We start from the raw sequence: 23,863 nt of genomic DNA, 5'->3' as shown, positions 1-23,863 counted from the left end.
ACTTGACCGATCTGCAGATTGCAGGTCGGTTTTTTGTGTGTAGTCCCGAAAGAAATAGAAAAACTGACAAGTGAACGTCAATCCGTCATCAAGTCAGTTTTAAGACAAGCATCTAGATTAAAAAGAAGGTGTTGTATCAAGAAGGCGAGACTTGATTTGACGTAATAGCGCTGCAGCACGCGCTTCAAGAGGTGCTGGTAATTGATTTAAGGAGAAATATTGTAAGTCGAGACTCTCTCCATCTGTCATTTGTAATGTACCGGATACGTCTTTTGCTTGAAAGAGATGAATCACACTGTAGGTTTGGTCACCATTTGGATAACGGAAGAAGTAATCAGGACCAGAAAAGACGTCTAGCAGTTGAACGCTTTGTGCTTGAAGTCCGGTTTCTTCCTGCAACTCACGCATCGCGACTTCTTCAAGTGTCTCACCCGGTTCCATTGAACCACCGGGGAGCCCCCAACTGTGCGTATCCGAACGATATTGAAATAGCAGTTCAAATTGTGAATTCATGACGAGTACGGTCGCGCCTACACTGATCAACGGTCGATTTCCTACGATTTTTCGTAAATCTAATAAGTATCCCATCTGTTCACTCCTTTCGTATCAGTATAGAAGAATATTCATTAGGACAGTTAGTAAAAAGAAATGAGGCAAAAAGACTTGCCAATTTAAAAAACACATGTTATATTAATATCTGTCGAAACGTTATACCATCGCGGGGTGGAGCAGTCTGGTAGCTCGTTGGGCTCATAACCCAAAGGTCGTCGGTTCAAATCCGGCCCCCGCAACCAATTTTTAAATAATCAAATCCGAAACGTTTATCGTCGCGGGGTGGAGCAGTCTGGTAGCTCGTTGGGCTCATAACCCAAAGGTCGTCGGTTCAAATCCGGCCCCCGCAACCAATTTTAAACTTAACTTCAACTTTACTACGAAACGTTCAGCGTTTCGTATTTTTTTTTGCCTTTTTCGTCCGGTACAATAGAGAAGGACGAACAGTACGTATTAAAGGAGGAGACATCGTATGATAGAACTGGAAATGAACAGCTTGGAAGAAACGACTGCCTTAGCTCTTGAACTCGGACGACGTGCTGAAGCAGGGATGGTCATTACGCTTGACGGAGATTTAGGTGCTGGGAAAACGACCTTTACTCAAAGCTTTGCGAAAGGATTAGGTGTGACGCGTCATGTCAATAGCCCTACCTTTACGATCATGAAAGTCTATACGGGACGTCTCCCTCTCTATCATATGGATGTTTATCGCCTGGAAGGTTCCGGTGATGATATCGGACTTGAAGAATATTTGAATGGTGAAGGCGTCGCCGTCGTCGAGTGGTCTGAATTGATTGCGGACAGCCTTCCACCGGAACGGTTGGCAATCACGATTACACGAACGGGTGACGATAGCCGCCGTTTTGAGCTGACACCGATCGGAGAACGATACATTACATTATGTGAGGGATTGAGATCATGAAAATCGTAGCTATTGATACATCGACGAAACAATTATCGGTCGCTCTTTCAGACGGAAAACAGATCATAGCAGAAGCTTCTTACGTCACGTCTTTGAATCATGCGACAAAACTCATGCCGTTGCTTGAGCGCTTGATGGTGGAAGCAAAATGGACACCATCCCAACTGACACGTGTCGTCGTTGCTGACGGTCCTGGTTCTTATACGGGATTACGGATTGGTGCGACAACAGCGAAGACGCTCGCGTATACACTGGGCATCGAGCTCGTTGCCATCTCGACACTTGAGTTGATGGCGGCTTCGACAGGTCATACAGGACGTGTTGCAGCGATTCAAGATGCACGACGCGGATCAGGTTTTGTCGGAGTATACGACGCTGGGCAACGAATCGGTGAAGAACAACATGTCGAAATTGCCTCTTTTGTGAAGACGTTAGCGCCAGATACGCTCGTCACAGGAGACGTCGATACATTTGAAGAACTTCTTCAACCATTTGAAAAGGCGGCTCCTGCGTTTCGGACGCCGCGTGCCGGAGTGCTCGCCTTACTCGGTGCAACACGCGAGACAGTCGAAGCGCATACGTTTGAGCCACGTTACCTGCGTCTGGCTGAAGCAGAAGCGAAATGGATCGAGGCACAGCGTCATGAGTAAGGGGATTCGTCGCATGACCGTACAGGACGCTGCAGGTGTTCACGCCGTCGAACTCGAATCGTTTGCGACACCGTGGACACTGGATGCTTTCGAAGCAGAAATGACACAAAATCCGAATGCCTATTATGTCGTTGCCGATCAAGATGGTATCGTCGGGTTTGCTGGTCTGTGGCATATTGCGGATGAAGGACATATTACGAATATTGCCGTCAAGCAGTCGCACCGCGGACAAGGACTTGGGGAAGACTTGCTAACGGCATTGATCGCGGTCGGTCGTGCACTCGATTTACGAGCGATGACACTTGAAGTACGTGTCTCGAACACACCGGCGCGAACCTTATATGAAAAACTCGGATTTCACTATGTTGGTATCCGAAAACGATATTATCAGGACAACAATGAAGATGCTGCCATCTACTGGCTGGAGCTGGAGGGAGAAGACCTATGACACAACCATTGATTCTAGCAATCGAATCGAGCTGCGACGAAACGGCGGCTGCCGTCGTTCGTGGAGGAACCAACGTCTTATCGAATGTCGTCTCGTCTCAAATTGAAAGTCATAAACGATTCGGTGGAGTCGTGCCTGAAGTGGCATCACGACATCATGTCGAACGAATCACATACGTCATCGATGATGCGTTGACGGAAGCAAACGTAACGATCGACGATATCGATGCGATCGCTGTCACGGAAGGTCCCGGACTGGTCGGGGCATTACTCGTTGGTGTCAGTGCGGCAAAGACACTTGCTTTTGCGCATAATAAGCCTTTGATCGGTGTTCATCATATCGCAGGTCATATCTACGCGAATCGTCTCGTACAAGAGCTTGAATTCCCGCTCGTCTGTTTGATTGCATCAGGTGGGCATACGGAACTGATTTACATGCCAGAAGACGGTGTATATGAAGTCATCGGTGAAACACGAGATGATGCAGCAGGGGAAGCCTATGATAAAGTCGCTCGAACATTGAAGTTACCGTATCCAGGTGGTCCACGAATCGATCAGTTGGCACAAACCGGTCAGGATACGTTCCATTTTCCACGCGTCTGGCTCGAGAAGGACTCGTATGACTTTAGCTTCAGCGGTTTAAAGTCAGCGGTCATCAATGCAGTGCATAACGCTGAGCAACGGGGAGAAGTGATCATCCCGGAAGATTTAGCTGCGAGTTTCCAAGCGAGCGTCGTCGAAGTCCTCGTGACGAAGGCGATCCGTGCCGTGAAGGATAAAGGGGGACGCCAACTGCTGCTTGCTGGTGGTGTCGCTGCCAACAAAGGATTACGTAACGGTCTCGAAGCAGCGTGTGCGAAGGAAGGAATCGATCTCGTCATTCCGCCGATGCACTTGTGTGGAGACAATGCGGCGATGATCGGAGCGGCTGCGATTCATCCATATCGCGCGTTACGCTATTCGACACTTGCCATGAACGCAGAACCTGGGCTAGATTTAAAGTAAGGAATCCGAACAACTTGGGGGAAATGGAATGAAAAAAGTCATCATCGCATTGTTAGCGGTACTGGTCATCGTCGCGATCGGACTTCAGGTCCGAGAAATCGTCAACGCATACCAAGTCGCCTATAAGGAAGAACTCGTACCCGATAAGAAAGCGGTCGAGACGAACACGAAACAACGTCCACTTTACGAAATCGGACGAGCAGAAGGGGAAAAAACCCGGATTCAAAAGTTGTACGCTTTTGATCAGACAATCAATGGGAAGCTCAGTAACGTCGTCATCGTCGATCGGAAGTACGGTTTAACGAACAAGGCGAGTGATGATTATTTCATGATTGCTCCCGGAACACCAGTGACGAATCAAGAGAAGAAGTCATTCGAACCGATGATTCAAAAGATGGATGCGGAACAAGTCCAAGCAGAAGTGATCTCGAAGCACGAGGTGACAGCTGTTGAAAACAATAAAAAACGGACTGTGACGTTATTTAAGGTCTTTTATAAAGATACGGATCAAAACGAATACCTCTTCTTCATCGAAAAAGAGGGCGGGCTGAAACTCGATCTATTCAAGAAGGGCTACTCACGTCTTTCCAATTACTAATCCATTAAAACAGCGGATTCCTAAAAAGGAGTCCGCTGTTGTTCGTTCATTGCCATTCAGTGATACCGGTCAAGTCATCATAGATGCGATCCGGATCAAGATTTAATTCTTCGACCGGAAGTCCGTTTCGATTGATCCATGCCGTTTTGAAGCCGAAACTCTTTGCCCCGGTGATGTCCCAACCGTTTGAGGACATGAAGAGGATCTCCTCGCGTTTTAAACCGAGTGTGTTCAACGCATGCATATAAGAAGCAGGTGCTGGTTTATAGTGTTTGATGTCATCAACACTGACGAGATGTTCGAACCGATCGGCTAAACCTGACTGTTCGATCAACGGATCGAGCATATCATGGGAACCATTCGAGAAGACGACCAAACGCTTATGCGCCATCGTCTCGAGAACAGAGCTAACTTCTGGGTACACATCAAGTGTCAGGTACGTCTCCATTAAAGTCGTGATTTGTTCCTCGGTCACATGGAGCTTCAGTTCGAGTAACGTATAACGGAGGGCATCTTGTGTCACTTGGCTGAACGGCACATATTGTCCGTTCAATTGTCGCAAGAAGGAGTACTCCAGTTGTTTCTCTCGCCAGCGTTTACTGATCGCTTCTCCGTGTCCCGGATACAGCTCCTCTGCTTGCTCTTTGACGGAATGGACATCGAATAATGTACCGTAGACGTCAAAGACGAGTGCTTGAATCGTCATAAAAACATTCATCTCACTTTCATAGAGTCTGTTTTAAGAATTCCCTTACATGACGGATTCAAACGATACTTATGAATGCACCTGCTGCAAAAAGCGATGAAACGTCTGTGCGAACGCGCGACAAGCGGCTTGTTTCTCCGGTGTGTTCGGATCAAACTCAATCTTCAAGCGATCCGTGACGATGGTCGCCCCAGCTTCTTTTAATGCGTCTTCAATCAAATCAACGGCTGCGCAGTACTTCGGATAATCAAGATCACCCGAGCCAAAAGCAGCAGCCGGCATCCCGTCTAAAAATTGTTCTCGTAGCTCCTCGACGAAATCTTCTGCTTCATACGGTAAATCACCGTCTCCCCATGTATATGAGCCGAGTAATAGACCATCAAAACGTGATAGATCCTCCCCGACGAATTGATCCAGTTCTGTAATCGTCACGTTGACATCGTGTTGCTCGAGCTCACGTTGAATGATCGAGACGATATCTTCCGTATTACCGGACATGCTGACGAATCCAATTGCAATCTGCATGCATGTTCCTCCTTTCGCTGTACTTCCTTACTTTAATTGATAATGATTATCAATGTCAAAAGATCATATAAAAAAACACCTTCCGAAGAAGATGCTTTTTCATACATTAGTCTTGTAGTTCGGCCCATTCCTCAATGGAACGAATTACCGGTTCGAGTTGACGCCCTTTGTCGGTCAAACTGTATTGAATCTTAATCGGACGATCGGGAATGACAGTCCGGATGACGATGCCTTCCGCTTCGAGCTCCTTCATACGTTCCGTGAGCATGCGACCTGATAATTCGGGGATGGCATCTTGAATCTCATTGAAACGACATGTCTTCGTCAACAAGTGACGTAAAATCAGACCTGTCCATTTCTTACCTAAGATTTCAAAGGCATGTTCGACTTTGGGACAAAGAGCCGTTTGGATTGCGACTTCTTCCATCAGCACTCATCCTTTCTATAGTTGTAGTATACCCGCTTCTGCTAAAAAAATCGAATCATTTTACTTAATGTAACAAAAAGAACTAAAACAAATCTATTTACTTTTAGTAAGTGATAAGATATAGTCTGTTTATCGAGTTACTTAAAGTAACTTAAAAACATTAGGTAAAAGGAGAAGAGAGAAATGATGGATACAGGACTTTTAATCATTCGTTTAATCATCGGTTTAACATTTGCTGCACACGGTACACAAAAATTATTTGGTTGGTTTGGTGGACACGGCATCGCTGGAACAGGCGGTTGGTTCGAATCAATTGGCATGAAGCCAGGGAAGGCACTCGCAATTACAGCGGGTCTTGCTGAATTAATCGGTGGATTATTGTTTGCAGGCGGGGTATTCCTCTGGATCGCTGCAATCCTCATCATCGGTTCGATGCTTGTCGCGATCGTTAAAGTACACGGTGCGAATGGTTACTGGGTGACGCAGAACGGGTACGAATACAACATGGCATTGATCGTTATCGCCCTTGGAGTGGCGATGATCGGTGCTGGAGACTATTCACTCGCTGCACTCATCGGGTGAGGAAAAAGGTGGGTCATTCATGAAGTTCGAGGCATCAACGCTTAGCGCAAAAGACAATTATAAATTACTGATCGGAAGCATCATTCCGCGTCCGATTGCCTTCGTGACGACGCTAGGGGAAGACGGGACGGTCAACGCCGCCCCCTTTTCCTTCTTTACGGTCGCATCAAGTAGTCCGCCACAACTGGTGATTGCCGTACAACGGACGGATCAGGGACAAAAGGATACGGCACGTAATATCCTAGCAAAACAAAGCTATGTCATCCATATCGTCAGCGAAGAAATCGTCGACGCTGTCAATGAGACGGCTGCGCCACTCGCTTACGGTGAAAGTGAACTCGAACGGACGGATTTAACGCTCGTCGATAGCGACGCAATCGACGTGCCCGGAATCGCGGAAGCGAAAATCCGGTTCGAGATGCGCTTGACGCAGCATGTCGAGCTAGAAGGTGCCGATCTTTTGATCGGGGAAGTACTGCGCTATCACGTCGCGGATGAACTCGTAGAGTCGTTCCGGATCGATGCGGCAGGATTGAAGGCTGTCGCTCGTTTAGCGGGAAATGATTATGCGACGATCGGGAAGACGTTTACGATTGCTCGACCGACAAAATGATAGAAGTGTGAATGCTTGATTCATCGTACGATTCGTTTTGATTCAAATAAAAAGGAGTGGAGAGACCGGTCTAGCTACCGGAATCTCCACTCCTTTTTTCATATCGCGTATCTAGTTCATCGATCGGACTTCAAGGTTGTGAATCGATTTCGTTTGAAGAACCTTCGAGTCCGTGACGTTTACTATACTGATAACCATCGAGCAAATAAAAAATGATTGCCAGCGCCCAAACCCCGACACAGCTGATCAAGAAAGCGGTGAGCGGTGAGACACTACCGTAATACGATAGGATCAACGGGTCAGTGAGTTCGACGAACAGTTGTGTCGTTAGAAGCGTACAGCATAGTCCAGAGAGTAGACTGACGAAAAGACCGCTCCATGTCTGGATGACAAGTCCGATCATGCAAGAAATCAGAAGGAACAAAGGAAGCGCAGCATTAAAGGCATCCGGGCGGATGAAGGTCGACACGTAGTCCGCATACATCGGAACGAAATAAAGAATACCGGATAACAGTCCCTGAATCAGGTTGATGAAAAAGCTTTTCGTTCGCATCAGTGTTGGTTCTCCCATCGTTCCATCAATTCGAGTAGATCGACATCGATCTGGTCCCGTTCCGCAGATAACGCTGTCGCTTTTGGAATATCATTAAAGACTTCCGGTTCGCAAAGCAACTGTTCGATTTCCGCTGAACGCTGTTCGAGCCGTTCAATATCTTGTTCGAGTTGTTCGATTTGCTGACGGCGTTTTTTTTCTTCTTTCTGTGCTTCTTTGTCGATCGTCTTCGATGCCGTGACTTTTGCCGCTTTTGCCTCTTCGGCTTCAAGGCGAGCGATTTCTTCTTGTTCGGCCTTCTTCTCTGTGTAGTACGAATAATCGCCGAGGTATTCTGTCACACCAGCTTCACTCATCTCGATGACGCGTGTCGCGATCCGATCGATGAAGTAGCGGTCATGGGAGACGAAGAGTAGCGTACCTTCATAGTCGACGAGAGCGTTCTCAAGGACCATCTTCGAATCCAGATCCAAGTGGTTCGTTGGCTCGTCAAGGATGAGGACGTTCGTCTTCCGGAGTTTCAGTTTTGCGAGCGCGAGACGTCCGCGTTCGCCACCAGACAATTCATGAACGATTTTGAAGACATCGTCGCCGCTGAACAGGAATTGTCCGAGCACAGAACGGACTTCTTGTTCGCGCATCAGTGGCCATTCGTTCCAAATCTCATCGATGACACGGTTCCGGTCATTGAGTTCCGCTTGCTCTTGATCGTAATACCCGATCGAGACGCCGGTGCCGAAACGGAAATCACCGAAGAGAGGACGTAAACGACCGACGAGGACTTTTAAGAGCGTCGACTTCCCGATTCCGTTCGGTCCGACGAGTGCCAGTGATTCACCGCGTTGCAAGCGGAACGTGATGTCTTTTGAGACAGCTTCTTCGTAACCGATCGCCAGTTGATTGACTTGAAGAACGTCATTCCCGCTCTGTTTTTCGATTGGGAAGGAGAGGACCGTGCTACGCTCATCTCCATCTGGACGATCGAGTCGGTCGACCTTTTCGAGCCGTTTTCGAACGCTTTGAGCACGCTTTGTCGTCGTCGCCCGAGCGATGTTACGTTGAATGAAGTCCTGCATCTTCGCGATTTCTTCTTGCTGCTGTTCGAACTGCTTCATTTCCTGGTCGTATAAGGCTGCTTTTTGTTCCAAGTACTTCGTATAGTTCCCCGTGAACTTACGACAGACATTGCGCGACAATTCATAGACGACATTGACGACTTGGTCGAGGAAGTACCGGTCGTGCGAGACGATCAGAACGGCACCACGATAACCACCGAGGTAACTTTCAAGCCAAGCAAGCGTATCGATATCCAGGTGGTTTGTCGGCTCATCGAGAATGAGAAGCTCTGGTGCTTGCAGGAGCATCTTCGCTAAGGCGAGCCGTGTCCGTTGACCCCCGGACAATGTCTGAATCCGGCGCGAGTAATCATCCGGATAAAAGCGCATGCCGTGCAGGACGGAGCGGATATTCGCTTCGAACTGATAACCACCGGCTTCTGAGAAGTCGTGTTGCGCTTGATCATACGTCTTCAAGAGACGATCGTACGCGACCGGGTCGTTCAAAATGTGCTCCATGCCCATCTCGATTTCCATCCGGCGCAGTGTCCGTTCTTGTTCTTGCAGATGTTCAAAGACGGTCAGCATCTCGTTCCAGATCGTCTCATTCGATTCGAGACCACTGTCTTGCGCGAGATAGCCGATTTTGACATCTTTACCTTTCATGATATCGCCCGAGTCATGACTGAGTTCACCAGCGATGATTTTGAGCAAGGTTGATTTACCGGCACCATTTCGACCGACGAGCGCAATTCGGTCGCGCTCCTGTACTTCTAGTTTGATATTTTCTAAAATCGGCTCGACGCCGAATGATTTCGAGAGTTGGTTGACTTGTAAGAGTATCATTTCCATCCATCCTTCCACCCTTTAGTCTATCACGAACAAAAGCGCGAGGTCCTGCGGAATATATTATTTGTGACTCTATGTGAAGTGGTTTACAATCAAGGAGAGTAGAAAGCTTTTTGCAAAGATTTGGGTGCCACGATGGATGTGGCCGAAGGGGGAACTGCAGGATGAATGGACCAGACACAAAAATTCCACAAGCGACAGCAAAACGGTTGCCGCTATATTATCGTTTCATCCAAAGTTTATACAATTCAGGTAAGCTCCGCGTCTCTTCTGCTGAGTTAAGCGAGGCGGTGAAGGTTGATTCAGCAACGATTCGTCGCGACTTTTCCTACTTTGGGGCACTAGGGAAGAAGGGGTATGGATATAACGTTCAACATCTCTTAACGTTTTTCCGGAAAACCTTGAATCAAGATGAGGTGACGAATGTCGCCTTGATCGGGGTCGGTCATCTCGGAACAGCGTTTGCAAATTATAACTTTTTAAAGAATAATAGTACTCGGATAGTCGTTGCGTTTGATGCGGACGAAGAGAAGGTCGGAACAACGACGCATGACGTTCCAATCTATCATGTTTCGGACATGAAAGAACAAATCGAAGCGAATCAGGTCGATGTCGCCATCTTGACGGTTCCATCCCAGTTCGCACAGTCAGTAGCGGATGAGTTAGTCGAGTATGGTGTGACAGGCATTCTGAACTTCACGCCTGCACGGTTGAACGTGCCAGCGAGCGTTCGGGTTCATCACATCGATTTATCGATCGAGTTGCAGTCGTTAGTTTATTTCATGAAGCATTATTCGCAATCAGCTGAAGGAGTGAAATCATAATGGAAAACCTTATCCCGCTCACGCTAGGTATCGGACCTGCGAGTATCGGATTAATCGCTGTCGTCGCGTTGATCATCTTCGGACCGAAGAAGTTACCGGAATTCGGTCGTGCTGCCGGTCAAACATTGAAAGAGTTCAAGAATGCCACGAACGGCATCATGGACGACGATAAAAAGGACGAACCGAAAGAGAAGTGATTGAATCATGACGGTTGATCAAGAACAAAGCATGACGTCGCACCTAGACGAACTGCGTAAGCGGATTGTCTGGTCGCTCCTCATCGTCGTCGTCCTGTTCGCTGTCGCATTTCCGCTCGTCCGACCGCTCGTCCGTTTTCTGCAAGCGGACTTAAAAGAGCTCGGTATCGGATTAAATGCCTTCAACGTCGCCGATCCTTTAATGTTGTATTTGAATCTTGCGTTCATCATCGCGCTGATTTTAGCGTCACCGTTCTGGATGTATCAACTGTGGGCATTCGTCCGACCAGGGCTTTATGAAAAGGAACAAAAAGCAACACTGACATATATTCCAGTCATCTTCTTTCTATTTTTGGCTGGTGTAGCCTTCTCGTATTTCTGGTTGCTTCCTTTCTTGCTCGAAGTCTCAACGGATCTCGGGAAAGAATTGGGGATCGAGCAAGTCATCGGGGTCGAAAACTACTTCAGTTTCTTGATCCGGTTGACGATGCCGTTTGGTCTTCTCTTCCAATTGCCGGTCGTGACGATGTTCCTGACACGTCTTGGTCTTGTGACGCCATATTTCATGCGAAAGAATCGGAAATATGCGTATTTCGCGCTGTTCGTCGTTGCGGCATTGATCGCACCGCCGGACGTGACGTCACACTTGATGATCTCAGTGCCGTTGTTCGTTCTCTATGAAATCAGTATCTTGATTTCTGCGCGGACGTATAAAAAGGTCTTGATCCTCGAGCAACAGGCAGAGCTTGAACGACAGGCGGATTTGATGCGTGAATTGAATAAATGAATCGTGAATTCCTTCCAGCAATTTCGGGAGGAATTCTTTTTTATGAAAGCGTTATGTTTATATTGATAAAGCAGTTAGCGATGCGTATACTAAAGATAATTCATGGGGGCTTAGCTCAGCTGGGAGAGCGTTTGGCTGGCAGCCAAAAGGTCGTCGGTTCGATCCCGATAGTCTCCACCAAGTGCATACGTTCAACTCCTCGAGTGCTCGAGGAGTTTTTTTATGTTCCCAGTTAAATTCCTTCCAAATATAAAATGTCACCAAAAAGAAATAAATTAAAAAAATAGACAAATATAAATTGTTTATTTCCATTAACTTCATTAAACTAAAAATACAGAATTTTCTTTAAACTGTTTTATTAGTATTACTACTATGGTTTTACAGAAAAGGGGAAACGAACGCATGAAGAAGAAGATTGCACTTATGGCAGCCGTCTTAATGACGTCTTCCAATCTAGTCAGTGCGCAAGGTGCACTGTCCTCGCAAGACAAAGCGACGGGTCAAAAACCGCAGGCGCTCTCACTGAAGAAATCGGGGCAAGAAAAGAACTACAAACAATCGGATAAAGTCCGAGTCGTCATCGAGATGGAACAAAAACCGGCGATTCAAATCGCCCAATCTCAAAACAAGCGGTATAGCACATTGAGTAATGCCGAAAAGGAATCGATCAAGGATCGACTCGTCAGCGTCCAAAAATCAGTCAAGTCAGCTATCGCTAAAAAAGCGATTCCTGTTACATATAAAGAAAGCTTCACAACCGTCATCAACGGATTCAGTGGTGAAGTGAAGTTCGGTGACATCGAAGATATCAAACAACTCGAAGGAGTCAAAAGTGTACATATCGCGCACGAATATGCGCGCCCAACCGTCGATAAAGGTGCCAAGCCAGACATGCTGTACAGCAAGGACATGGTCAATGCGAAGGAAACGTGGCAGGACTATGGCTTCAAAGGGGAAGGAACCGTCGTCGCGGTCATCGATACGGGGATTGATCCATCGCACAAGGACATGGTCTTGAGTCCAGAGACAAAGGTGGATTTAACCTCTTCGAAGGTCGAGAGTGCGAAAGAAACAAAAGGCTTAAAAGGAAAGTACTTCACGGAAAAAGTACCGTACGGCTATAACTATGCCGATCACGACAGCGAAATCCGTGACTTAGGTGCGGGGGCATCGATGCACGGGATGCACGTCGCAGGTACGGTCGGAGCAAACGGGGATGAAGCGAACGGCGGCATTAAAGGGGTCGCTCCAGAAACACAGCTCCTTGCGATGAAGGTCTTCGGTAACGATCCAGGGATGCCATCGACATTTAGTGATATCTACATCAAAGCAATCGATGATGCCATCGCACTTGGAGCGGACGTCATCAACATGAGCCTGGGTTCGACGGCATCGTTCGTCAACGCAGATGATCCGGAGCAACGCGCGATCGTCAACGCGATGAACAACGGTATCTTGTGTGCGATCTCTGCTGGTAACTCGGCGTTTGCAGGTCATGGTGCGGGTAATCCATATACAGCAAACCCGGATATCGGTGTCGTTGGTGCACCAGGATTGACGAGCCAGGCGCTCCAAGTCGCGTCACTCGAAAATACGAAATTGACGCTTGAAGGCATGGCGCTGACGATCGACGGTCAGGATGCCGGTTATTTGGCATACCAAAAACAAGATTCGCCGAATCCGATTGCCGTCTTCGATAAAGAGAAGAAGGATGTCGTGTATGTCGGTGACGGTCAAGCTTCGAACTATGAAGGTAAAGACGTCAAAGGGAAAGTCGTCTTCGTCGTGCGGACAGGTGATTTTAACTACAGCATGATTCAAGCAGAAGCTGAGAAGCAAGGCGCAGCAGGTGTCATCGTCCGTGGTAAAGTCGATCATGGGGATTACGTCAGCATGGCGCTCAACAATCCGACGATTCCACTCGTGACGCTTAGCATCGCGGACGGGAATGATCTCGAAGCAAAAGCAAAAGAAGGCAAGGCAATCGCAGTGACATTTGACGGAAAAGCGGTCTCAACCGATAACCCGGTCGCAGGACAAATGTCTGACTTCACGTCATGGGGTGTCACGCCAAGCCTTGACTTCAAGCCGGAAATCACGGCACCAGGTGGGAAAATCTATTCGACGCTTAATGATAACGAGTATGGCGTCATGAGCGGTACATCGATGGCAGCACCACACGTCGCTGGTGGAACAGCACTCGTCATGCAACGGATTGCGAAGGACTTCAAAGTCACTGGTGCAACACGCGTTAAACTCGCCAAAAACATCTTGATGAATACATCGCGTCCGCAACTCGATCAAGGAAAATACAACGCACAATTGAAAACAGGCAACTTCTACTCCCCACGTCGTGAGGGAGCTGGACTGATGGATCTTCGTGCTGCGATGAAGACACCAGTCGTCATCACAGAGACAAAGTCAGGTGAAGGCAAGGCATCCTTGAAGGAAGTCGGCGAGAAGTTCACATTCACGCTTGATTTAAAAAACTACAGCAATGAAAAAGTGACGTATAAGCTAGCGGGAACGGTTCAATCAGATCTCGGTGCAAAAGGATCGAACTTCCTTGAAGCAAATGGAATCTTCAAAAAAGGAACGATCGGTACGGTAGATGCCAACACAGGCACATACCCGATCTCATTTGCAGTCGGCTCGAAGAAAGCGAGTTCAGTCTCGATTAATCCGAAGAGCTCAACGAAAGTCAGCGTGTCCGTCGATTTGAAGAACACAACTGACTGGGCGAACGAGCTTCCGCTTGAACAAGTCTTTAAAAACGGCTACTTCGTCGAAGGATTCGTCCGTCTGATCGATACGAAGAGCAAAAATCCAGAACTGACAGTTCCTTATGTTGGATTCAAAGGAAAATGGGATCAAGCTCCGATTTTAGATGCACCATTGTACGATAAAAACAACACGTTCTACGGATTGACAGGTCTAGCGACTGAAGTGAAGGATGATTTCGAATTCCTTGGTACGAATGCCGCTGGAAAAGTTGTCGCGAACAAAGTCTCGTTCTCACCGAACAACGACGGTAGCGCAGATGAAGCTTTCCCGATCATCTCATTCCTTCGCAATGCGAAAAAAGTCGAGTATTCGATTCTTGACCGGAATAAAACAACACTTCAGAAGCTTGATATGCAAACGGACGTCGTCAAGAACTACTACGACAGCGGTTCAGAGGACGGCTACACACCAGTCACAAGCGCTGCTTGGGACGGAACGATCAACGGGAAACCGGTCAAAGATGGTCTTTACTACTACAAAGTCAAATCGGTGATCGATTATCCGAACGCAAAATGGCAGACGAATCTCTTCCCAGTCTATGTCGATACGAAAAAGCCAGCAGCTACTGTGAAATGGGATGCTGCGAAATCAACACTTTCATGGACAGCAGGCGACCAAGGAACAGGAGTTGCGTCATACGATATCCTCGTCAATGGCAAAAGTGTCTTAAAGCAACCACTTGCCGCAACAGAAAAAGCGTACACGTTGACGGATCTGCCGGAGCGCGCGAAGATTGCCTTCGTCGTCAAAGACTATGCTGGAAACAGTGTGAAAAAAGACGTCAACACGACAGGCGTTGATAAAGCCGTACCAAATGTTCAAATCGATACACCGGTCGCTCTTGGTCTTGCAACATCAAAAGTCATCAACATTGCGGGTCATGTCTCTGATGAGTCAGGTATCAAATCGTTTAAGATCAACGGCAAAGCCGTTAAACTACGTTTTGATGCTGCCCAACAAAACTATGCGTTCAGCCATGACGTGACGTACACGACGGATGGCGTCAAGTCATTCAAGGTCGAAGCATACGATGGAAAAGGGAATCGTGTGGCGTTCGACCGTCAAGTCATCATCGACACAGAATTACCAACGATTCGCGTCACAGCACCAAAAACCGTCTCAAGTAAAACAAAAACAGCTGAGATGAAGATCGTACTTCGCGATAACTACAGCGAATTACGCTTCGACTTCAATGGTAGCGCGGAATACCGCCGGACGTTCAAAGAACCGTACGTCATGAAAGCCTTCAAAAAGACGATCACGAAAAAAGTGACGCTCAAAAAAGGAAAAAACACGTACAACTTGAAACTGAAGGATCTGGGTGGACACGTCGTTACGAAAACAGTCGTCATCACGAAAAAATAAGTTAACAATGAATAAGCCAGGCGGAAATCCGTCTGGCTTTTCGTTGTGTGTCGAAGCGCCTTGAAGGGTTTATGAGACGAGTGGAGGGGGAAATTTAAGAGCAGAAACAATTAGAGGGGGAACGACCATGAATCCGTTTACGACATTAATCGCCTTCATCGTGGGGTGTCTCGTCTTATATCTCGGTATCCGTGACAAAAATGGCTGGCTAATCGGTGTCGCGTTGATACCGCTCGCGATCGTTGCTTATAGTGTCATCTATCTGATCATCCAGGTCAGTGCATAGTCTCTAATGAAAGATGTCTTGTCCGAAGCGACAAGACATCTTTTTTTTGAAAAATCGCACTACAGGTGAAACCGATACAGTAAAATGTAAGTATATGACAGTATAGAGAGGTGGGAGATCATGGAACACGTACATACACAAACGGAAGCATTAGCGACGTTATACGAAGAGATGCACCAAAAGACAAAGACCGGCATGTGGGTCATGCTTGCGGCATTCTTAGCACTCAGTAACACACTTGAGATGCCAGTTTATGCGATGATCGTCCCATTATTGTATTTTGGCTATGACATGCTCGTACAACGCAAGCGGTTCGCGCTTGTCGCGGAATATACATCAAAGGCATCAGCAAAACGGCTCTATCAGGTGCATGTCTTGATCGGGATCTTACAATACGGAGCGCTTGCCGGTTTGATTGTCTGGGCAGCCGATCGCCCGCACATGTCCTTCTTGATCGGACTCGTCATCGTCGTCATCCCGTTCTACTGGATTTGTCGAAAAACGCTAGAGTTCGTCTCACGAAAGATCGATCCAACGTATGTGACGGAAAAAGAAATTCATCAAGCTCGCTAAAGGAGAAGGTACTATGCAAACGGCTCGTGAAGAACGCCTACAAAAACTTGCCCTCGCGTACCGGGACGTCGAATGGCTCGGTACACGCTGGTATTGGAACATGTTTCTATTCATAACAGTCGGTATCTTAATTGAATGGACGGATCTCCCGATGCTGATTTTGACGATTCCAGCCGTTTTTCTCGCCTCCGATTTTCGCTACCAACTAAAAAAACGAAAAATTTTAGACGGCTACATCTCAAAAGCGCAGGTCCGTCGCCAATTTTTACTCCGCATTGGTAGTCACGTCCTGCTGTACGCCGTCTTGACGGTCGTCATCACCCAGACGATCGAGAGACCGTTCTGGCAGATGCTTCTAGCAATTTTTGCGATTTTAACACCACTTTATTTCATCAGCGAATGGATCATCCGACGTGACGGAGCGCGCGATCCCGATTATATCAGTGACGTTGAGGTAGCCCGCTTCGTCAGACAGAAAGGAACATCGCAATGGAACACCTATTCGAGCGACAAGCACGTCTGAACCTATTGGTACGTCCTGTGCGTTCCGTCGCCTATTTCTTTTTGGTCCCTGGATTGATTTTTGCGGTACCTGCTTGGTTTATGCCGACAATTACATCCGTCTTTCTTCAGATCATGCTCTTTTGTCTTTGCGCGACAGCAGTCTCTCGAGAAATTGTCCGTCTACGGCTCATGAAGTCATATTTAACACCAACTATGTATCAACAAACCGTTCAAAAGGTCGCTCGTCTGACAATCATCGGGTATGTCGTTGCATGGCTGATCGCCGTCGTCATGCTGTCGATTCCAAGTGCTCCTGGTTATTTATTCGTCGTCTTCCTTTTTTGGATTGGTGGGTTTAGTCTTGGTGTCACTCGAATGAATCGGTTAGCCAAACAAATCGATCCAGCCTACGTCTCGATGGGGGAAATCGAACGTGCGTGGTGGAAACGGTAAAGCAAAAAATCCGCATCAATCAGCGAAAGACGCTGTTTGATGCGGATTTTTGATTATTTCTTCAACAGTAGATAAATGAAGTATGGTGCTCCGATTAAGGCGACAACGATTCCAGCCGGTACCCCGTCCGGTCCCGCAATGTTGCGTCCGATCGTATCAGCGAACGCAAGCAACCATCCGCCGAGCAAGAGGGCAATCGGCAAGAAGAACTGATGCCGTGGTCCAACGAGCGCGCGGGCGATATGTGGCGCCATCAGACCAATGAAGGAAATCCCACCCGTGACGGAGACGGCAGCAGCGGCAAGTGCGACGGCTGTCAACAAGAGTTGGATCCGTTCTTTTTCAAGCGCGACGCCAACACCGATTGCGACTGGTTCATTCAAGGCAAGGAGATTGAGTTTATTCGCCTTATAGAACGTCAGCGGAATCAAGACGAGTAACCACGGTAAGAGTGAGTAGACGAAGATCCAGTCCGTCCCCCAGATGTTACCAGCGAGCCACTTAGCGATGAAGTCGACCTTTTCACGACGCGTCGACGAAATCAGAATGACCATGATTCCGGAGAGCGCCATCGAGAAGCCAACACCAGTCAAAATCAAGCGAATCGGTTGCAGTCCTTGCACACGGTCGTATGAGAATAGATAAATCGCCGTCGCGGTCACGAGTGCACCGAGAAAGGCAGCGATCGGTAACAGATAAATGAATGATCCGACATCGACCGGGAAGTACAGGAAAAACAAGGCGACGGCGACACCAGCTCCGGTATTGATGCCGATGATACCAGGATCAGCGAGTTCATTGCGCGTGATCCCTTGGAGGATCGAACCGGATAAAGCGAGTGCCATTCCTGCCATGACGGTGATGAGCAGTCGTGGTAAGCGGAGCGAATAGAGGACGAACTCCTCCTTGAACGAGCCGTTTCCAAGTAACGTCGGCAACAAACGATCATAGGATAGGGAAGCAGGTCCGAGACCGATGCTGACGACGAGTGTTGCGATCAATAGTGCCAGTAACGTCCAAAACGTCAGTTGCTGGCGACGACGTAAACGAGATTCCATCATGAGAAAGCACGCCCTCCTTTCCGAACGATCAAGAGGAAGAATGGTAGTCCGAGCATTGAGACGATCGCGATGACCGGAGTCTCGTAGGGAGCATACAATGTCCGACCGATTGTATCGGCAAGTAACATGAACGTCGCACCAAAGATCGCGGTCATTGGCAGGATGAACCGATAGTCCGTCCCGACGATCGCGCGGACGATATGTGGAATCATCAGCCCGATGAACGCCATGTTACCGACGAGTGCAACAGCAGCACCTGCAAGCAGAATGACGACAACATAAAGTACTGCTTTGATCCGCTGGATGTTCTGCCCGAGTCCGAGCGCGACTTCTTCCGATAGACTGAGAATCGTCAATTGTCGGGAGAAGATAAAGGCAATCACAATCCCGATCGCGATGACCGGAGTGATGACTTGCAGTTGTCCCCATGTCGACCCGACGAGTCCACCGGACGTCCATTGTGAGACATCTTGAGCGATCTTGAAGTAGATGCCGATGCCTTCCGCAATCGCATACAGAAAGGCTGAGATTGCAGAACCGGCAAGGACGATCCGGAGTGGCGAAAAACCACCTTTTTTCGAAGCACCGATTCCAAAGACAAGTGCTGCCCCAAGTGCTGCTCCGAAGAAACAAGCAATCATGATACCGAAGTACTCAATTTTCGGGAACAGGACGATGACGAGTGCAAGTGCTGCGTTCGCACCCGCCGTCAGACCGAGCAGACCAGGATCGGCGAGGGGATTGCGTGTCATCGCCTGCATGATGGCACCCGATACACCGAGTGCTGCTCCGACGAGGATTGCTGCTAATTCCCGTGGCAGGCGGATTTCCTGGACAATTTTTGCTTTTTCATTCAACGGTCCGAACGTCAAGGCGTTCCAGACTTCGCGGATCGTCGTATCGGCAGCGCCGAACGTCATCGCGATCCAGAACATCCCGAAAAAGAGGACAAGACCGAGTGTGATTTTTATGCCGAACGGAATTCGACCAGCTGACATGAATGTCGCCTCCATTTCTGATTCAGGGAGTGAGCCGCAAAAAAAGGAAGGGATCCCGCAGGTTCCCTCCCTTATTTATTATGCACCAAGGAAACTTTTCTTGAAGAACTCGAGTTGACGTTCGAGTGTGAGAGGATCATTGAAGTAGAACTCCTTCGAATCGACTTCGAAGACATGATCGTTTTTGACGGCTGGAATGTTTTTAAACGTATCCGTTTTCGTGAATGAGTTGTCCGCTTCTGCGCTCTTGCTGAAGACGAGGTAGTCGCCTGCATATTCAGGGAGGACTTCTGGTGACAACGCATAGTAACCATCTTTTAATGCCATCTTCGTGACTTTATCCGGCATTTTTAATTTCATTTCTTGATAGAGAATCTCTGTTCCACGACCCCAGTTGTTGCCGAAGACGTAGAGTTGTTTATCGAAACTTTCGATGACAGAAACAGTAGCATCTTCACCGATTTTTGCTTTGATGTCTTTACCGGCAGCAGCGGCACGTGTTTTGAAGTCTTTGACCCAATCGCGTGCTTCCTGTTCTTTGTTGAGCAATTTACCGATTTCGATATGTTGCGTCAAGTAGTCGACTTTTCCGTATGTGTACGTGACCGTCGGAGCGATTTTTTTGATTTTGTCGAGGTTTTTCGTTGTCGAGTAGCCGATGATCAAGTCAGGATCGAGTTCGATGATTTTTTCAACGTTCTCTTCCGAAACTTCCGTGACATCTTTTAGTTTATCGAACTTCGGATTCGCTTTTGACCACGAATCAACACCAACGACAGGAACGCCGAGTGCCATGACGTTGCCGGCAAAACCAGCGAGGACCACGACTCGTTTTGGATGAGCTGGAACTTTAATGTTTCCATTTTCTGATTTATATGTGATCGTTTCGTTTTTCGAACCAGATGCTGCGTCGTCTTTTTTCTCTGTATTGCCACACGCTGCGATGACGAGCGTGAGAATGAGTAGAACCGGTACAAGTAGTTTCTTCATGATTTAATCTCCCTTGATTAAGTTGTAGGTGATACACATCGGCTTGTTCGTCCGCGGATCGCGTCCGATTTCAGCATCGATATGGAATACTTCTTGTAAGACATCTTTTGCGATGACTTCCTCACACGTTCCGGCTTTGACGACTTCGCCGTTTTTCATGGCGATAATATAGTCGGCGAAGCGTGCCGCTTGATTCAAGTCATGCAGGACCATGACGATCGTCCGTCCTTCGGTCCGGTTAAGATATTCGAGCAGTTCGAGCACCTCGAGTTGGTGGGCGAGATCAAGATAAGTCGTCGGTTCATCGAGAAAGATGATATCTGTCTCTTGAGCGAGTGCCATCGCAATCCAGACCCTTTGACGTTGACCACCGGACAGCGCATCGACTGGACGATGTTTGAACGCCATCGTGTCCGTTGCTTCGAGTGCCCAATCGATGATTTCATAATCGTGTTTCGTCAAGCGTCCGAATCCTTTTTGATAAGGAAAACGACCGTATGAGACGAGCTCTGCGACCGTTAGACCGCTTGCACTTTCCGGAGTTTGTGGCAGGATAGCCATCTTCCGAGCAAGCAGCTTCGTGCTTTCCTTCGCGATATCAAGACCATCGAGCAACGCACGTCCCGATTGATGGGGAATGATCCGTGTCATCGCTTTCAGCAAAGTTGATTTGCCGCATCCGTTCGCGCCAATGATCGTTGTGATTTGACGATCGGGAATTTGGACGGACAAGTCTTTGACGATGGGACGATCACCGTAGCCGATATTGATTTCTTCTGTTGCTAGACGTACCATACGCGACGACTCCTTCGTTGTTCTCTCCATTTTTCAATGATAATGATTATCACTATCGTCTCATTAACCATACCAGTCTCATAAAAACGCTGTCAACATTTTTTCTTGTGTTCAAGAGATGTTCACGTTATCATGAGAGAGTGAGAATGATAATCAATAACAATCAAGGATGAGGAGTGAGTGAGATGAGGGAACAGGAGTTGTTCGACGTAACGATCATCGGTGGAGGACCAGCAGGGCTATATTCGACGTTCTATAGTGGTCTTCGAGGTATGAAGACGAAATTGATCGAGTATCAAGCAGAACTCGGAGGAAAACTGCACGTCTATCCGGAAAAGATGATTTGGGACGTCGGTGGACAGCCGCCGATCACTGGTGAAAAACTCATGGCTCAACTCGTCGAACAAGGACTGACATTTCAACCGACTGTTCAATTGAATGAAAAGATCATCTCGATCGCAAAAGACGTCTTCGGTAACTTCGTCTTAGAAGCGGAATCGGGGCAGATTCATTATTCGAAGACGGTCATCGTCGCGGTCGGCGGTGGCATCCTCAATCCACAAAAATTAAAAGTCGAAGGCGCGGAACGTTTCGAAGTGTCAAACTTGAACTATACGGTTAAATCGATTGAACGCTTTAAAGGAAAGACCGTCATCGTCTCAGGTGGTGGGAACTCGGCGATCGATTGGGCAAACGAACTCGAACCGGTCGCGAAAAAGGTCTACGTCACGTATCGGCGAGATTGTTTTTCAGGGCACGAGGCGCAAGTTGATCAACTTGTCAAAAGTTCGGCGGTCTGCCTCCTCAATACGACGATTCACAAATTAATCGCCAGTCCCGATCACCAACGGATCGCGTCGGTTGAATTGATCGACTGTCAAACAGATGAGGTCGTCGAGATTCCAATTGATGAAGTCATCATTAATCATGGGTATGAACAAGATGCGGCGCTACTTGACGCGTGTGACCTCGATATTGCACGGGTCGATGACTTCTACATCGCTGGGAACGCCGCGAGTGAATCGAGTGTACCGGGACTATATGCAGCAGGAGATATTCTTTCGCACGACGGGAAGGTCCATTTGATCTCGGGTGCATTCCAAGATGCGGCAAACGCCGTCAACCGGGCGAAACGCTTCATTGAGCCGGAAGCGCCAAAAGTGGCGATGGTGTCGTCACACAATGAGGTCTTCAAAAAACGCAATCGTGCGTTGATTGAGGAACGCGTTAATCAACAATCTTAAAAATTATGAAAACGTCCAAAATGCTTGGAAACAAGCGGATTTTGGACGTTTTTTCGTACAGAATTCGGTTTTGTACTATAACAGATGGATTTGACAATGTGCTGTATTTAGGACAAAATTCTATTTATGTTCCACTACATGTAGGATACAAGTAAGACGGATGTATAAGGAGGAAGCGTATGACAACTACGAAACGTAAGCCCATTGGCCTTGCCTGGCAGATTTTAATCGGCTTGATTCTCGGGATCACAGTCGGTGGTGTATTTTATGGGAATCCCCATGTCGCGGAGTGGCTCAAGCCAATCGGTGATATCTTTATCCGGATGATGAAAATGATCGTCGTCCCAATCGTCTTTACGACGATCGTCCTCGGTGTCTCATCGGTCGGTAGTCCGAAGAGTCTCGGACGTCTCGGCGTCAAAACACTGGGTTACTTCACGATCGTGACGATGATCGCCATCTTCACGGGGCTATTTGCAGCCAATCTGATTGAACCAGGTGCTGGCATTAATATGTCGACATTGGATAAAACGGATATCTCATCATATGTCGCAACGGAAGAGACGACAAAAGACGAAGGACTCGTCGAAAAAATCGTCAATATCGTACCGACGAACATTCTCGATGCGATGGTTCGCGGTGATATGCTCGCTATTATTTTCTTCTCAGTCTTATTCGGACTCGGTGTCGGTTTTGCAGGAGAGAAGGGTCAACCGGTCATTCGTTTCTTCGAAGGTGTCGCAGCAGCAATGTTCAATCTCGTCAACATCGTCATGAAGTTCGCACCAATCGGTGTCTTCGCCTTGATTGGTGTGACGGTCTCGACGTTCGGGATTGACTCGCTTGGTTCGTTATTCAAGCTCATCGCGACATTGTATGTCACAGCGCTTCTCTTCATGATCATCGTCTTCGGCGGCATCATGAAGTGGGTTGGTGTTCGGGTCTCAGACTTCGTCCGCGTCTTCAAGGATGAATTGCTCTTGACGTATTCGACAGCCTCTTCAGAAACGGTTCTTCCACGGATCATGGAAAAACTCGAGAAGATGGGCGTGCCGAAATCAATCGTCAGCTTCGTCGTACCGACGGGTTATTCGTTTAACCTCGATGGATCAGCACTCTATCAAGCACTTGCTGCCTTGTTCATCGCACAGATGTACGGGATCGACCTCTCGATCGGGACACAGATTACACTCGTCTTCGTCTTGATGCTGACATCAAAAGGAATGGCTGCCGTTCCAGGCGTTTCCTTCGTTGTATTGCTCGCAACACTTGGTACGGTCGGTATCCCGGCAGAAGGACTTGCCTTCATCGCGGGGATTGACCGAATCATGGATATGATGCGTTCCGTCGTCAACGTTACAGGAAACACGCTCGCTTCACTCGTCATCGCGAAGTGGGAAGGTGTTCTTGATGAAGACCAACTCGATACGTTCATGTCGACAGAAAATAAGAAAGACGACATCCGCAGTGCGTGATTGTCGTAAGTATGGGGAAGGACTGAATCGTCAGTCCTTTCTT

The 23,863-nt window shown here is 47.9% G+C and carries 27 protein-coding genes and 3 tRNA genes; 20 read left to right on the top strand and 10 right to left on the bottom strand.

Annotated elements, in window-relative coordinates; all coding sequences use genetic code 11:
• Positions 1 to 117: 117 nt before the first annotated feature.
• A complete protein-coding gene (locus tag Q7C19_RS11110) occupies positions 118 to 588 on the bottom strand; it encodes an NUDIX hydrolase (protein ID WP_214852004.1) in 471 nt (156 codons plus the stop codon).
• Between the two features lie 129 nt (positions 589 to 717).
• Here Q7C19_RS11110 and Q7C19_RS11105 point away from each other — a divergent pair.
• The 7 genes from Q7C19_RS11105 (at position 718) to Q7C19_RS11075 (ending at position 4,174) form a co-directional block, all read left to right on the top strand.
• A tRNA-Met gene (locus Q7C19_RS11105) sits at positions 718 to 794 on the top strand.
• 34 nt (positions 795 to 828) lie between these two features.
• Positions 829 to 905: transfer RNA gene (locus Q7C19_RS11100), tRNA-Met, on the top strand.
• 119 nt (positions 906 to 1,024) lie between these two features.
• On the top strand, positions 1,025 to 1,474 hold the full coding sequence (tsaE, locus tag Q7C19_RS11095) for a tRNA (adenosine(37)-N6)-threonylcarbamoyltransferase complex ATPase subunit type 1 TsaE (protein WP_035410846.1): 450 nt from the start codon (positions 1,025 to 1,027) through the stop codon (positions 1,472 to 1,474).
• Positions 1,471 to 2,124 carry a tRNA (adenosine(37)-N6)-threonylcarbamoyltransferase complex dimerization subunit type 1 TsaB gene (gene tsaB, locus Q7C19_RS11090; protein WP_375092134.1) on the top strand — a complete coding sequence of 218 codons (654 nt, stop codon included), beginning with the start codon at positions 1,471 to 1,473 and terminating at the stop codon, positions 2,122 to 2,124. The genes tsaE and tsaB overlap by 4 nt, the downstream gene beginning before the upstream one ends.
• Positions 2,117 to 2,572: a ribosomal protein S18-alanine N-acetyltransferase gene (rimI, locus tag Q7C19_RS11085; protein WP_375092133.1), complete on the top strand. Its 456-nt coding sequence runs from the start codon at positions 2,117 to 2,119 to the stop codon at positions 2,570 to 2,572. Before tsaB ends, rimI begins: the two co-directional genes overlap by 8 nt.
• Positions 2,569 to 3,576, top strand: a complete 1,008-nt coding sequence (tsaD, locus tag Q7C19_RS11080; RefSeq protein WP_035410838.1) for a tRNA (adenosine(37)-N6)-threonylcarbamoyltransferase complex transferase subunit TsaD — start codon at positions 2,569 to 2,571, stop codon at positions 3,574 to 3,576. The genes rimI and tsaD overlap by 4 nt, the downstream gene beginning before the upstream one ends.
• Before the next feature lie 28 nt (positions 3,577 to 3,604).
• Positions 3,605 to 4,174 carry a hypothetical protein gene (locus tag Q7C19_RS11075; protein ID WP_035410835.1) on the top strand — a complete coding sequence of 190 codons (570 nt, stop codon included), beginning with the start codon at positions 3,605 to 3,607 and terminating at the stop codon, positions 4,172 to 4,174.
• Positions 4,175 to 4,220: 46 nt separating this feature from the next.
• Here Q7C19_RS11075 and Q7C19_RS11070 read toward each other — a convergent pair whose 3' ends face one another.
• The 3 genes from Q7C19_RS11070 to Q7C19_RS11060 form a co-directional block, all read right to left on the bottom strand.
• Entirely contained in the window at positions 4,221 to 4,880 is a 660-nt protein-coding gene (locus Q7C19_RS11070) for a haloacid dehalogenase type II (RefSeq protein ID WP_035410831.1), read from the bottom strand.
• Between the two features lie 69 nt (positions 4,881 to 4,949).
• The gene (locus Q7C19_RS11065; RefSeq protein WP_375092132.1) at positions 4,950 to 5,405 is read right to left on the bottom strand and encodes a flavodoxin; all 456 of its coding nucleotides are present in this window, start codon (positions 5,403 to 5,405) and stop codon (positions 4,950 to 4,952) included.
• A 106-nt stretch (positions 5,406 to 5,511) separates the two neighbouring features.
• Positions 5,512 to 5,832 carry a winged helix-turn-helix transcriptional regulator gene (locus Q7C19_RS11060; RefSeq protein ID WP_214852009.1) on the bottom strand — a complete coding sequence of 107 codons (321 nt, stop codon included), beginning with the start codon at positions 5,830 to 5,832 and terminating at the stop codon, positions 5,512 to 5,514.
• A gap of 183 nt (positions 5,833 to 6,015) precedes the next feature.
• Here Q7C19_RS11060 and Q7C19_RS11055 point away from each other — a divergent pair, with 183 nt between their 5' ends.
• Together Q7C19_RS11055 and Q7C19_RS11050 are read left to right on the top strand one after the other, a co-directional pair.
• On the top strand, positions 6,016 to 6,414 hold the full coding sequence (locus Q7C19_RS11055; RefSeq protein WP_035410825.1) for a DoxX family protein: 399 nt from the start codon (positions 6,016 to 6,018) through the stop codon (positions 6,412 to 6,414).
• A 19-nt stretch (positions 6,415 to 6,433) separates the two neighbouring features.
• A complete protein-coding gene (locus tag Q7C19_RS11050) occupies positions 6,434 to 7,027 on the top strand; it encodes a flavin reductase family protein (protein ID WP_035410823.1) in 594 nt (197 codons plus the stop codon).
• A 130-nt stretch (positions 7,028 to 7,157) separates the two neighbouring features.
• On the opposite strand, the gene Q7C19_RS11045 is transcribed toward Q7C19_RS11050, so the two are convergent.
• Together Q7C19_RS11045 and Q7C19_RS11040 are read right to left on the bottom strand one after the other, a co-directional pair.
• Positions 7,158 to 7,580, bottom strand: coding sequence for a hypothetical protein (locus Q7C19_RS11045; RefSeq protein WP_290753134.1), 423 nt, complete (start codon positions 7,578 to 7,580; stop codon positions 7,158 to 7,160).
• Positions 7,580 to 9,481, bottom strand: a complete 1,902-nt coding sequence (locus Q7C19_RS11040; protein WP_035410903.1) for an ATP-binding cassette domain-containing protein — start codon at positions 9,479 to 9,481, stop codon at positions 7,580 to 7,582. The genes Q7C19_RS11045 and Q7C19_RS11040 overlap by 1 nt, the downstream gene beginning before the upstream one ends.
• 167 nt (positions 9,482 to 9,648) lie before the next feature.
• On the opposite strand from Q7C19_RS11040, the gene Q7C19_RS11035 reads away from it, so the two are divergent.
• From Q7C19_RS11035 to Q7C19_RS10995, 9 genes are all read left to right on the top strand, one after another.
• Complete coding sequence (locus Q7C19_RS11035) at positions 9,649 to 10,308, top strand: redox-sensing transcriptional repressor Rex (RefSeq protein WP_023469604.1); 660 nt, start codon at positions 9,649 to 9,651, stop codon at positions 10,306 to 10,308.
• Positions 10,308 to 10,505, top strand: a complete 198-nt coding sequence (locus Q7C19_RS11030; protein WP_029342825.1) for a twin-arginine translocase TatA/TatE family subunit — start codon at positions 10,308 to 10,310, stop codon at positions 10,503 to 10,505. The genes Q7C19_RS11035 and Q7C19_RS11030 overlap by 1 nt, the downstream gene beginning before the upstream one ends.
• Before the next feature lie 7 nt (positions 10,506 to 10,512).
• The gene (tatC, locus tag Q7C19_RS11025; RefSeq protein ID WP_035410816.1) at positions 10,513 to 11,292 is read left to right on the top strand and encodes a twin-arginine translocase subunit TatC; all 780 of its coding nucleotides are present in this window, start codon (positions 10,513 to 10,515) and stop codon (positions 11,290 to 11,292) included.
• Between the two features lie 104 nt (positions 11,293 to 11,396).
• A tRNA-Ala gene (locus Q7C19_RS11020) sits at positions 11,397 to 11,472 on the top strand.
• A gap of 222 nt (positions 11,473 to 11,694) precedes the next feature.
• Positions 11,695 to 15,441, top strand: coding sequence for a S8 family serine peptidase (locus Q7C19_RS11015; RefSeq protein WP_375092131.1), 3,747 nt, complete (start codon positions 11,695 to 11,697; stop codon positions 15,439 to 15,441).
• A gap of 127 nt (positions 15,442 to 15,568) precedes the next feature.
• Positions 15,569 to 15,727, top strand: coding sequence for a hypothetical protein (locus Q7C19_RS11010; RefSeq protein WP_034801002.1), 159 nt, complete (start codon positions 15,569 to 15,571; stop codon positions 15,725 to 15,727).
• Positions 15,728 to 15,847: 120 nt separating this feature from the next.
• Positions 15,848 to 16,300 carry a hypothetical protein gene (locus tag Q7C19_RS11005; RefSeq protein WP_290788765.1) on the top strand — a complete coding sequence of 151 codons (453 nt, stop codon included), beginning with the start codon at positions 15,848 to 15,850 and terminating at the stop codon, positions 16,298 to 16,300.
• A gap of 13 nt (positions 16,301 to 16,313) precedes the next feature.
• Positions 16,314 to 16,823, top strand: coding sequence for a hypothetical protein (locus Q7C19_RS11000; protein ID WP_290753120.1), 510 nt, complete (start codon positions 16,314 to 16,316; stop codon positions 16,821 to 16,823).
• Positions 16,790 to 17,257 (top strand): hypothetical protein, encoded by a 468-nt coding sequence (locus tag Q7C19_RS10995; protein ID WP_290753117.1) that lies wholly within the window; start codon positions 16,790 to 16,792, stop codon positions 17,255 to 17,257. The genes Q7C19_RS11000 and Q7C19_RS10995 overlap by 34 nt, the downstream gene beginning before the upstream one ends.
• 53 nt (positions 17,258 to 17,310) lie before the next feature.
• On the opposite strand, the gene Q7C19_RS10990 is transcribed toward Q7C19_RS10995, so the two are convergent.
• The 4 genes from Q7C19_RS10990 to Q7C19_RS10975 all read right to left on the bottom strand — a co-directional run bounded on the left by Q7C19_RS10990 (position 17,311) and on the right by Q7C19_RS10975 (position 21,101).
• Entirely contained in the window at positions 17,311 to 18,315 is a 1,005-nt protein-coding gene (locus Q7C19_RS10990; RefSeq protein WP_290788792.1) for a FecCD family ABC transporter permease, read from the bottom strand.
• A complete protein-coding gene (locus Q7C19_RS10985) occupies positions 18,315 to 19,316 on the bottom strand; it encodes a FecCD family ABC transporter permease (protein ID WP_035410802.1) in 1,002 nt (333 codons plus the stop codon). The genes Q7C19_RS10990 and Q7C19_RS10985 overlap by 1 nt, the downstream gene beginning before the upstream one ends.
• A gap of 78 nt (positions 19,317 to 19,394) precedes the next feature.
• Positions 19,395 to 20,306: an iron-hydroxamate ABC transporter substrate-binding protein gene (locus Q7C19_RS10980; protein ID WP_035410799.1), complete on the bottom strand. Its 912-nt coding sequence runs from the start codon at positions 20,304 to 20,306 to the stop codon at positions 19,395 to 19,397.
• Between the two features lie 3 nt (positions 20,307 to 20,309).
• The gene (locus tag Q7C19_RS10975) at positions 20,310 to 21,101 is read right to left on the bottom strand and encodes an ABC transporter ATP-binding protein (protein ID WP_214852023.1); all 792 of its coding nucleotides are present in this window, start codon (positions 21,099 to 21,101) and stop codon (positions 20,310 to 20,312) included.
• A 185-nt stretch (positions 21,102 to 21,286) separates the two neighbouring features.
• Here Q7C19_RS10975 and Q7C19_RS10970 point away from each other — a divergent pair, with 185 nt between their 5' ends.
• Both Q7C19_RS10970 and Q7C19_RS10965 read left to right on the top strand, forming a co-directional pair.
• Positions 21,287 to 22,345 carry an NAD(P)/FAD-dependent oxidoreductase gene (locus Q7C19_RS10970; protein ID WP_056064111.1) on the top strand — a complete coding sequence of 353 codons (1,059 nt, stop codon included), beginning with the start codon at positions 21,287 to 21,289 and terminating at the stop codon, positions 22,343 to 22,345.
• Between the two features lie 179 nt (positions 22,346 to 22,524).
• Positions 22,525 to 23,820, top strand: coding sequence for a cation:dicarboxylate symporter family transporter (locus Q7C19_RS10965; RefSeq protein WP_035410792.1), 1,296 nt, complete (start codon positions 22,525 to 22,527; stop codon positions 23,818 to 23,820).
• The last annotated feature ends 43 nt before the right edge of the window (positions 23,821 to 23,863 follow it).

The organism is Exiguobacterium sp. PHA03 (genome assembly GCF_041945985.1).
GTDB lineage: Bacteria > Bacillota > Bacilli > Exiguobacteriales > Exiguobacteriaceae > Exiguobacterium_A.
This window is presented reverse-complemented; position numbering and strand designations above follow the sequence as displayed.

Excerpts from the sequence above, each read along its gene's own strand:
- Q7C19_RS11110 (WP_214852004.1), bottom strand. The coding sequence starts at position 588 with ATGGGATACTTATTAGATTTACGAAAAATCGTAGGAAATCGACCGTTG.
- tsaE (WP_035410846.1), top strand. The coding sequence starts at position 1,025 with ATGATAGAACTGGAAATGAACAGCTTGGAAGAAACGACTGCCTTAGCT.
- tsaB (WP_375092134.1), top strand. The coding sequence starts at position 1,471 with ATGAAAATCGTAGCTATTGATACATCGACGAAACAATTATCGGTCGCT.
- rimI (WP_375092133.1), top strand. The coding sequence starts at position 2,117 with ATGAGTAAGGGGATTCGTCGCATGACCGTACAGGACGCTGCAGGTGTT.
- tsaD (WP_035410838.1), top strand. The coding sequence starts at position 2,569 with ATGACACAACCATTGATTCTAGCAATCGAATCGAGCTGCGACGAAACG.
- Q7C19_RS11075 (WP_035410835.1), top strand. The coding sequence starts at position 3,605 with ATGAAAAAAGTCATCATCGCATTGTTAGCGGTACTGGTCATCGTCGCG.
- Q7C19_RS11070 (WP_035410831.1), bottom strand. The coding sequence starts at position 4,880 with ATGACGATTCAAGCACTCGTCTTTGACGTCTACGGTACATTATTCGAT.
- Q7C19_RS11065 (WP_375092132.1), bottom strand. The coding sequence starts at position 5,405 with ATGCAGATTGCAATTGGATTCGTCAGCATGTCCGGTAATACGGAAGAT.
- Q7C19_RS11060 (WP_214852009.1), bottom strand. The coding sequence starts at position 5,832 with ATGGAAGAAGTCGCAATCCAAACGGCTCTTTGTCCCAAAGTCGAACAT.
- Q7C19_RS11055 (WP_035410825.1), top strand. The coding sequence starts at position 6,016 with ATGATGGATACAGGACTTTTAATCATTCGTTTAATCATCGGTTTAACA.
- Q7C19_RS11050 (WP_035410823.1), top strand. The coding sequence starts at position 6,434 with ATGAAGTTCGAGGCATCAACGCTTAGCGCAAAAGACAATTATAAATTA.
- Q7C19_RS11045 (WP_290753134.1), bottom strand. The coding sequence starts at position 7,580 with ATGCGAACGAAAAGCTTTTTCATCAACCTGATTCAGGGACTGTTATCC.
- Q7C19_RS11040 (WP_035410903.1), bottom strand. The coding sequence starts at position 9,481 with ATGATACTCTTACAAGTCAACCAACTCTCGAAATCATTCGGCGTCGAG.
- Q7C19_RS11035 (WP_023469604.1), top strand. The coding sequence starts at position 9,649 with ATGAATGGACCAGACACAAAAATTCCACAAGCGACAGCAAAACGGTTG.
- Q7C19_RS11030 (WP_029342825.1), top strand. The coding sequence starts at position 10,308 with ATGGAAAACCTTATCCCGCTCACGCTAGGTATCGGACCTGCGAGTATC.
- tatC (WP_035410816.1), top strand. The coding sequence starts at position 10,513 with ATGACGGTTGATCAAGAACAAAGCATGACGTCGCACCTAGACGAACTG.
- Q7C19_RS11015 (WP_375092131.1), top strand. The coding sequence starts at position 11,695 with ATGAAGAAGAAGATTGCACTTATGGCAGCCGTCTTAATGACGTCTTCC.
- Q7C19_RS11010 (WP_034801002.1), top strand. The coding sequence starts at position 15,569 with ATGAATCCGTTTACGACATTAATCGCCTTCATCGTGGGGTGTCTCGTC.
- Q7C19_RS11005 (WP_290788765.1), top strand. The coding sequence starts at position 15,848 with ATGGAACACGTACATACACAAACGGAAGCATTAGCGACGTTATACGAA.
- Q7C19_RS11000 (WP_290753120.1), top strand. The coding sequence starts at position 16,314 with ATGCAAACGGCTCGTGAAGAACGCCTACAAAAACTTGCCCTCGCGTAC.
- Q7C19_RS10995 (WP_290753117.1), top strand. The coding sequence starts at position 16,790 with ATGGAACACCTATTCGAGCGACAAGCACGTCTGAACCTATTGGTACGT.
- Q7C19_RS10990 (WP_290788792.1), bottom strand. The coding sequence starts at position 18,315 with ATGGAATCTCGTTTACGTCGTCGCCAGCAACTGACGTTTTGGACGTTA.
- Q7C19_RS10985 (WP_035410802.1), bottom strand. The coding sequence starts at position 19,316 with ATGTCAGCTGGTCGAATTCCGTTCGGCATAAAAATCACACTCGGTCTT.
- Q7C19_RS10980 (WP_035410799.1), bottom strand. The coding sequence starts at position 20,306 with ATGAAGAAACTACTTGTACCGGTTCTACTCATTCTCACGCTCGTCATC.
- Q7C19_RS10975 (WP_214852023.1), bottom strand. The coding sequence starts at position 21,101 with ATGGTACGTCTAGCAACAGAAGAAATCAATATCGGCTACGGTGATCGT.
- Q7C19_RS10970 (WP_056064111.1), top strand. The coding sequence starts at position 21,287 with ATGAGGGAACAGGAGTTGTTCGACGTAACGATCATCGGTGGAGGACCA.
- Q7C19_RS10965 (WP_035410792.1), top strand. The coding sequence starts at position 22,525 with ATGACAACTACGAAACGTAAGCCCATTGGCCTTGCCTGGCAGATTTTA.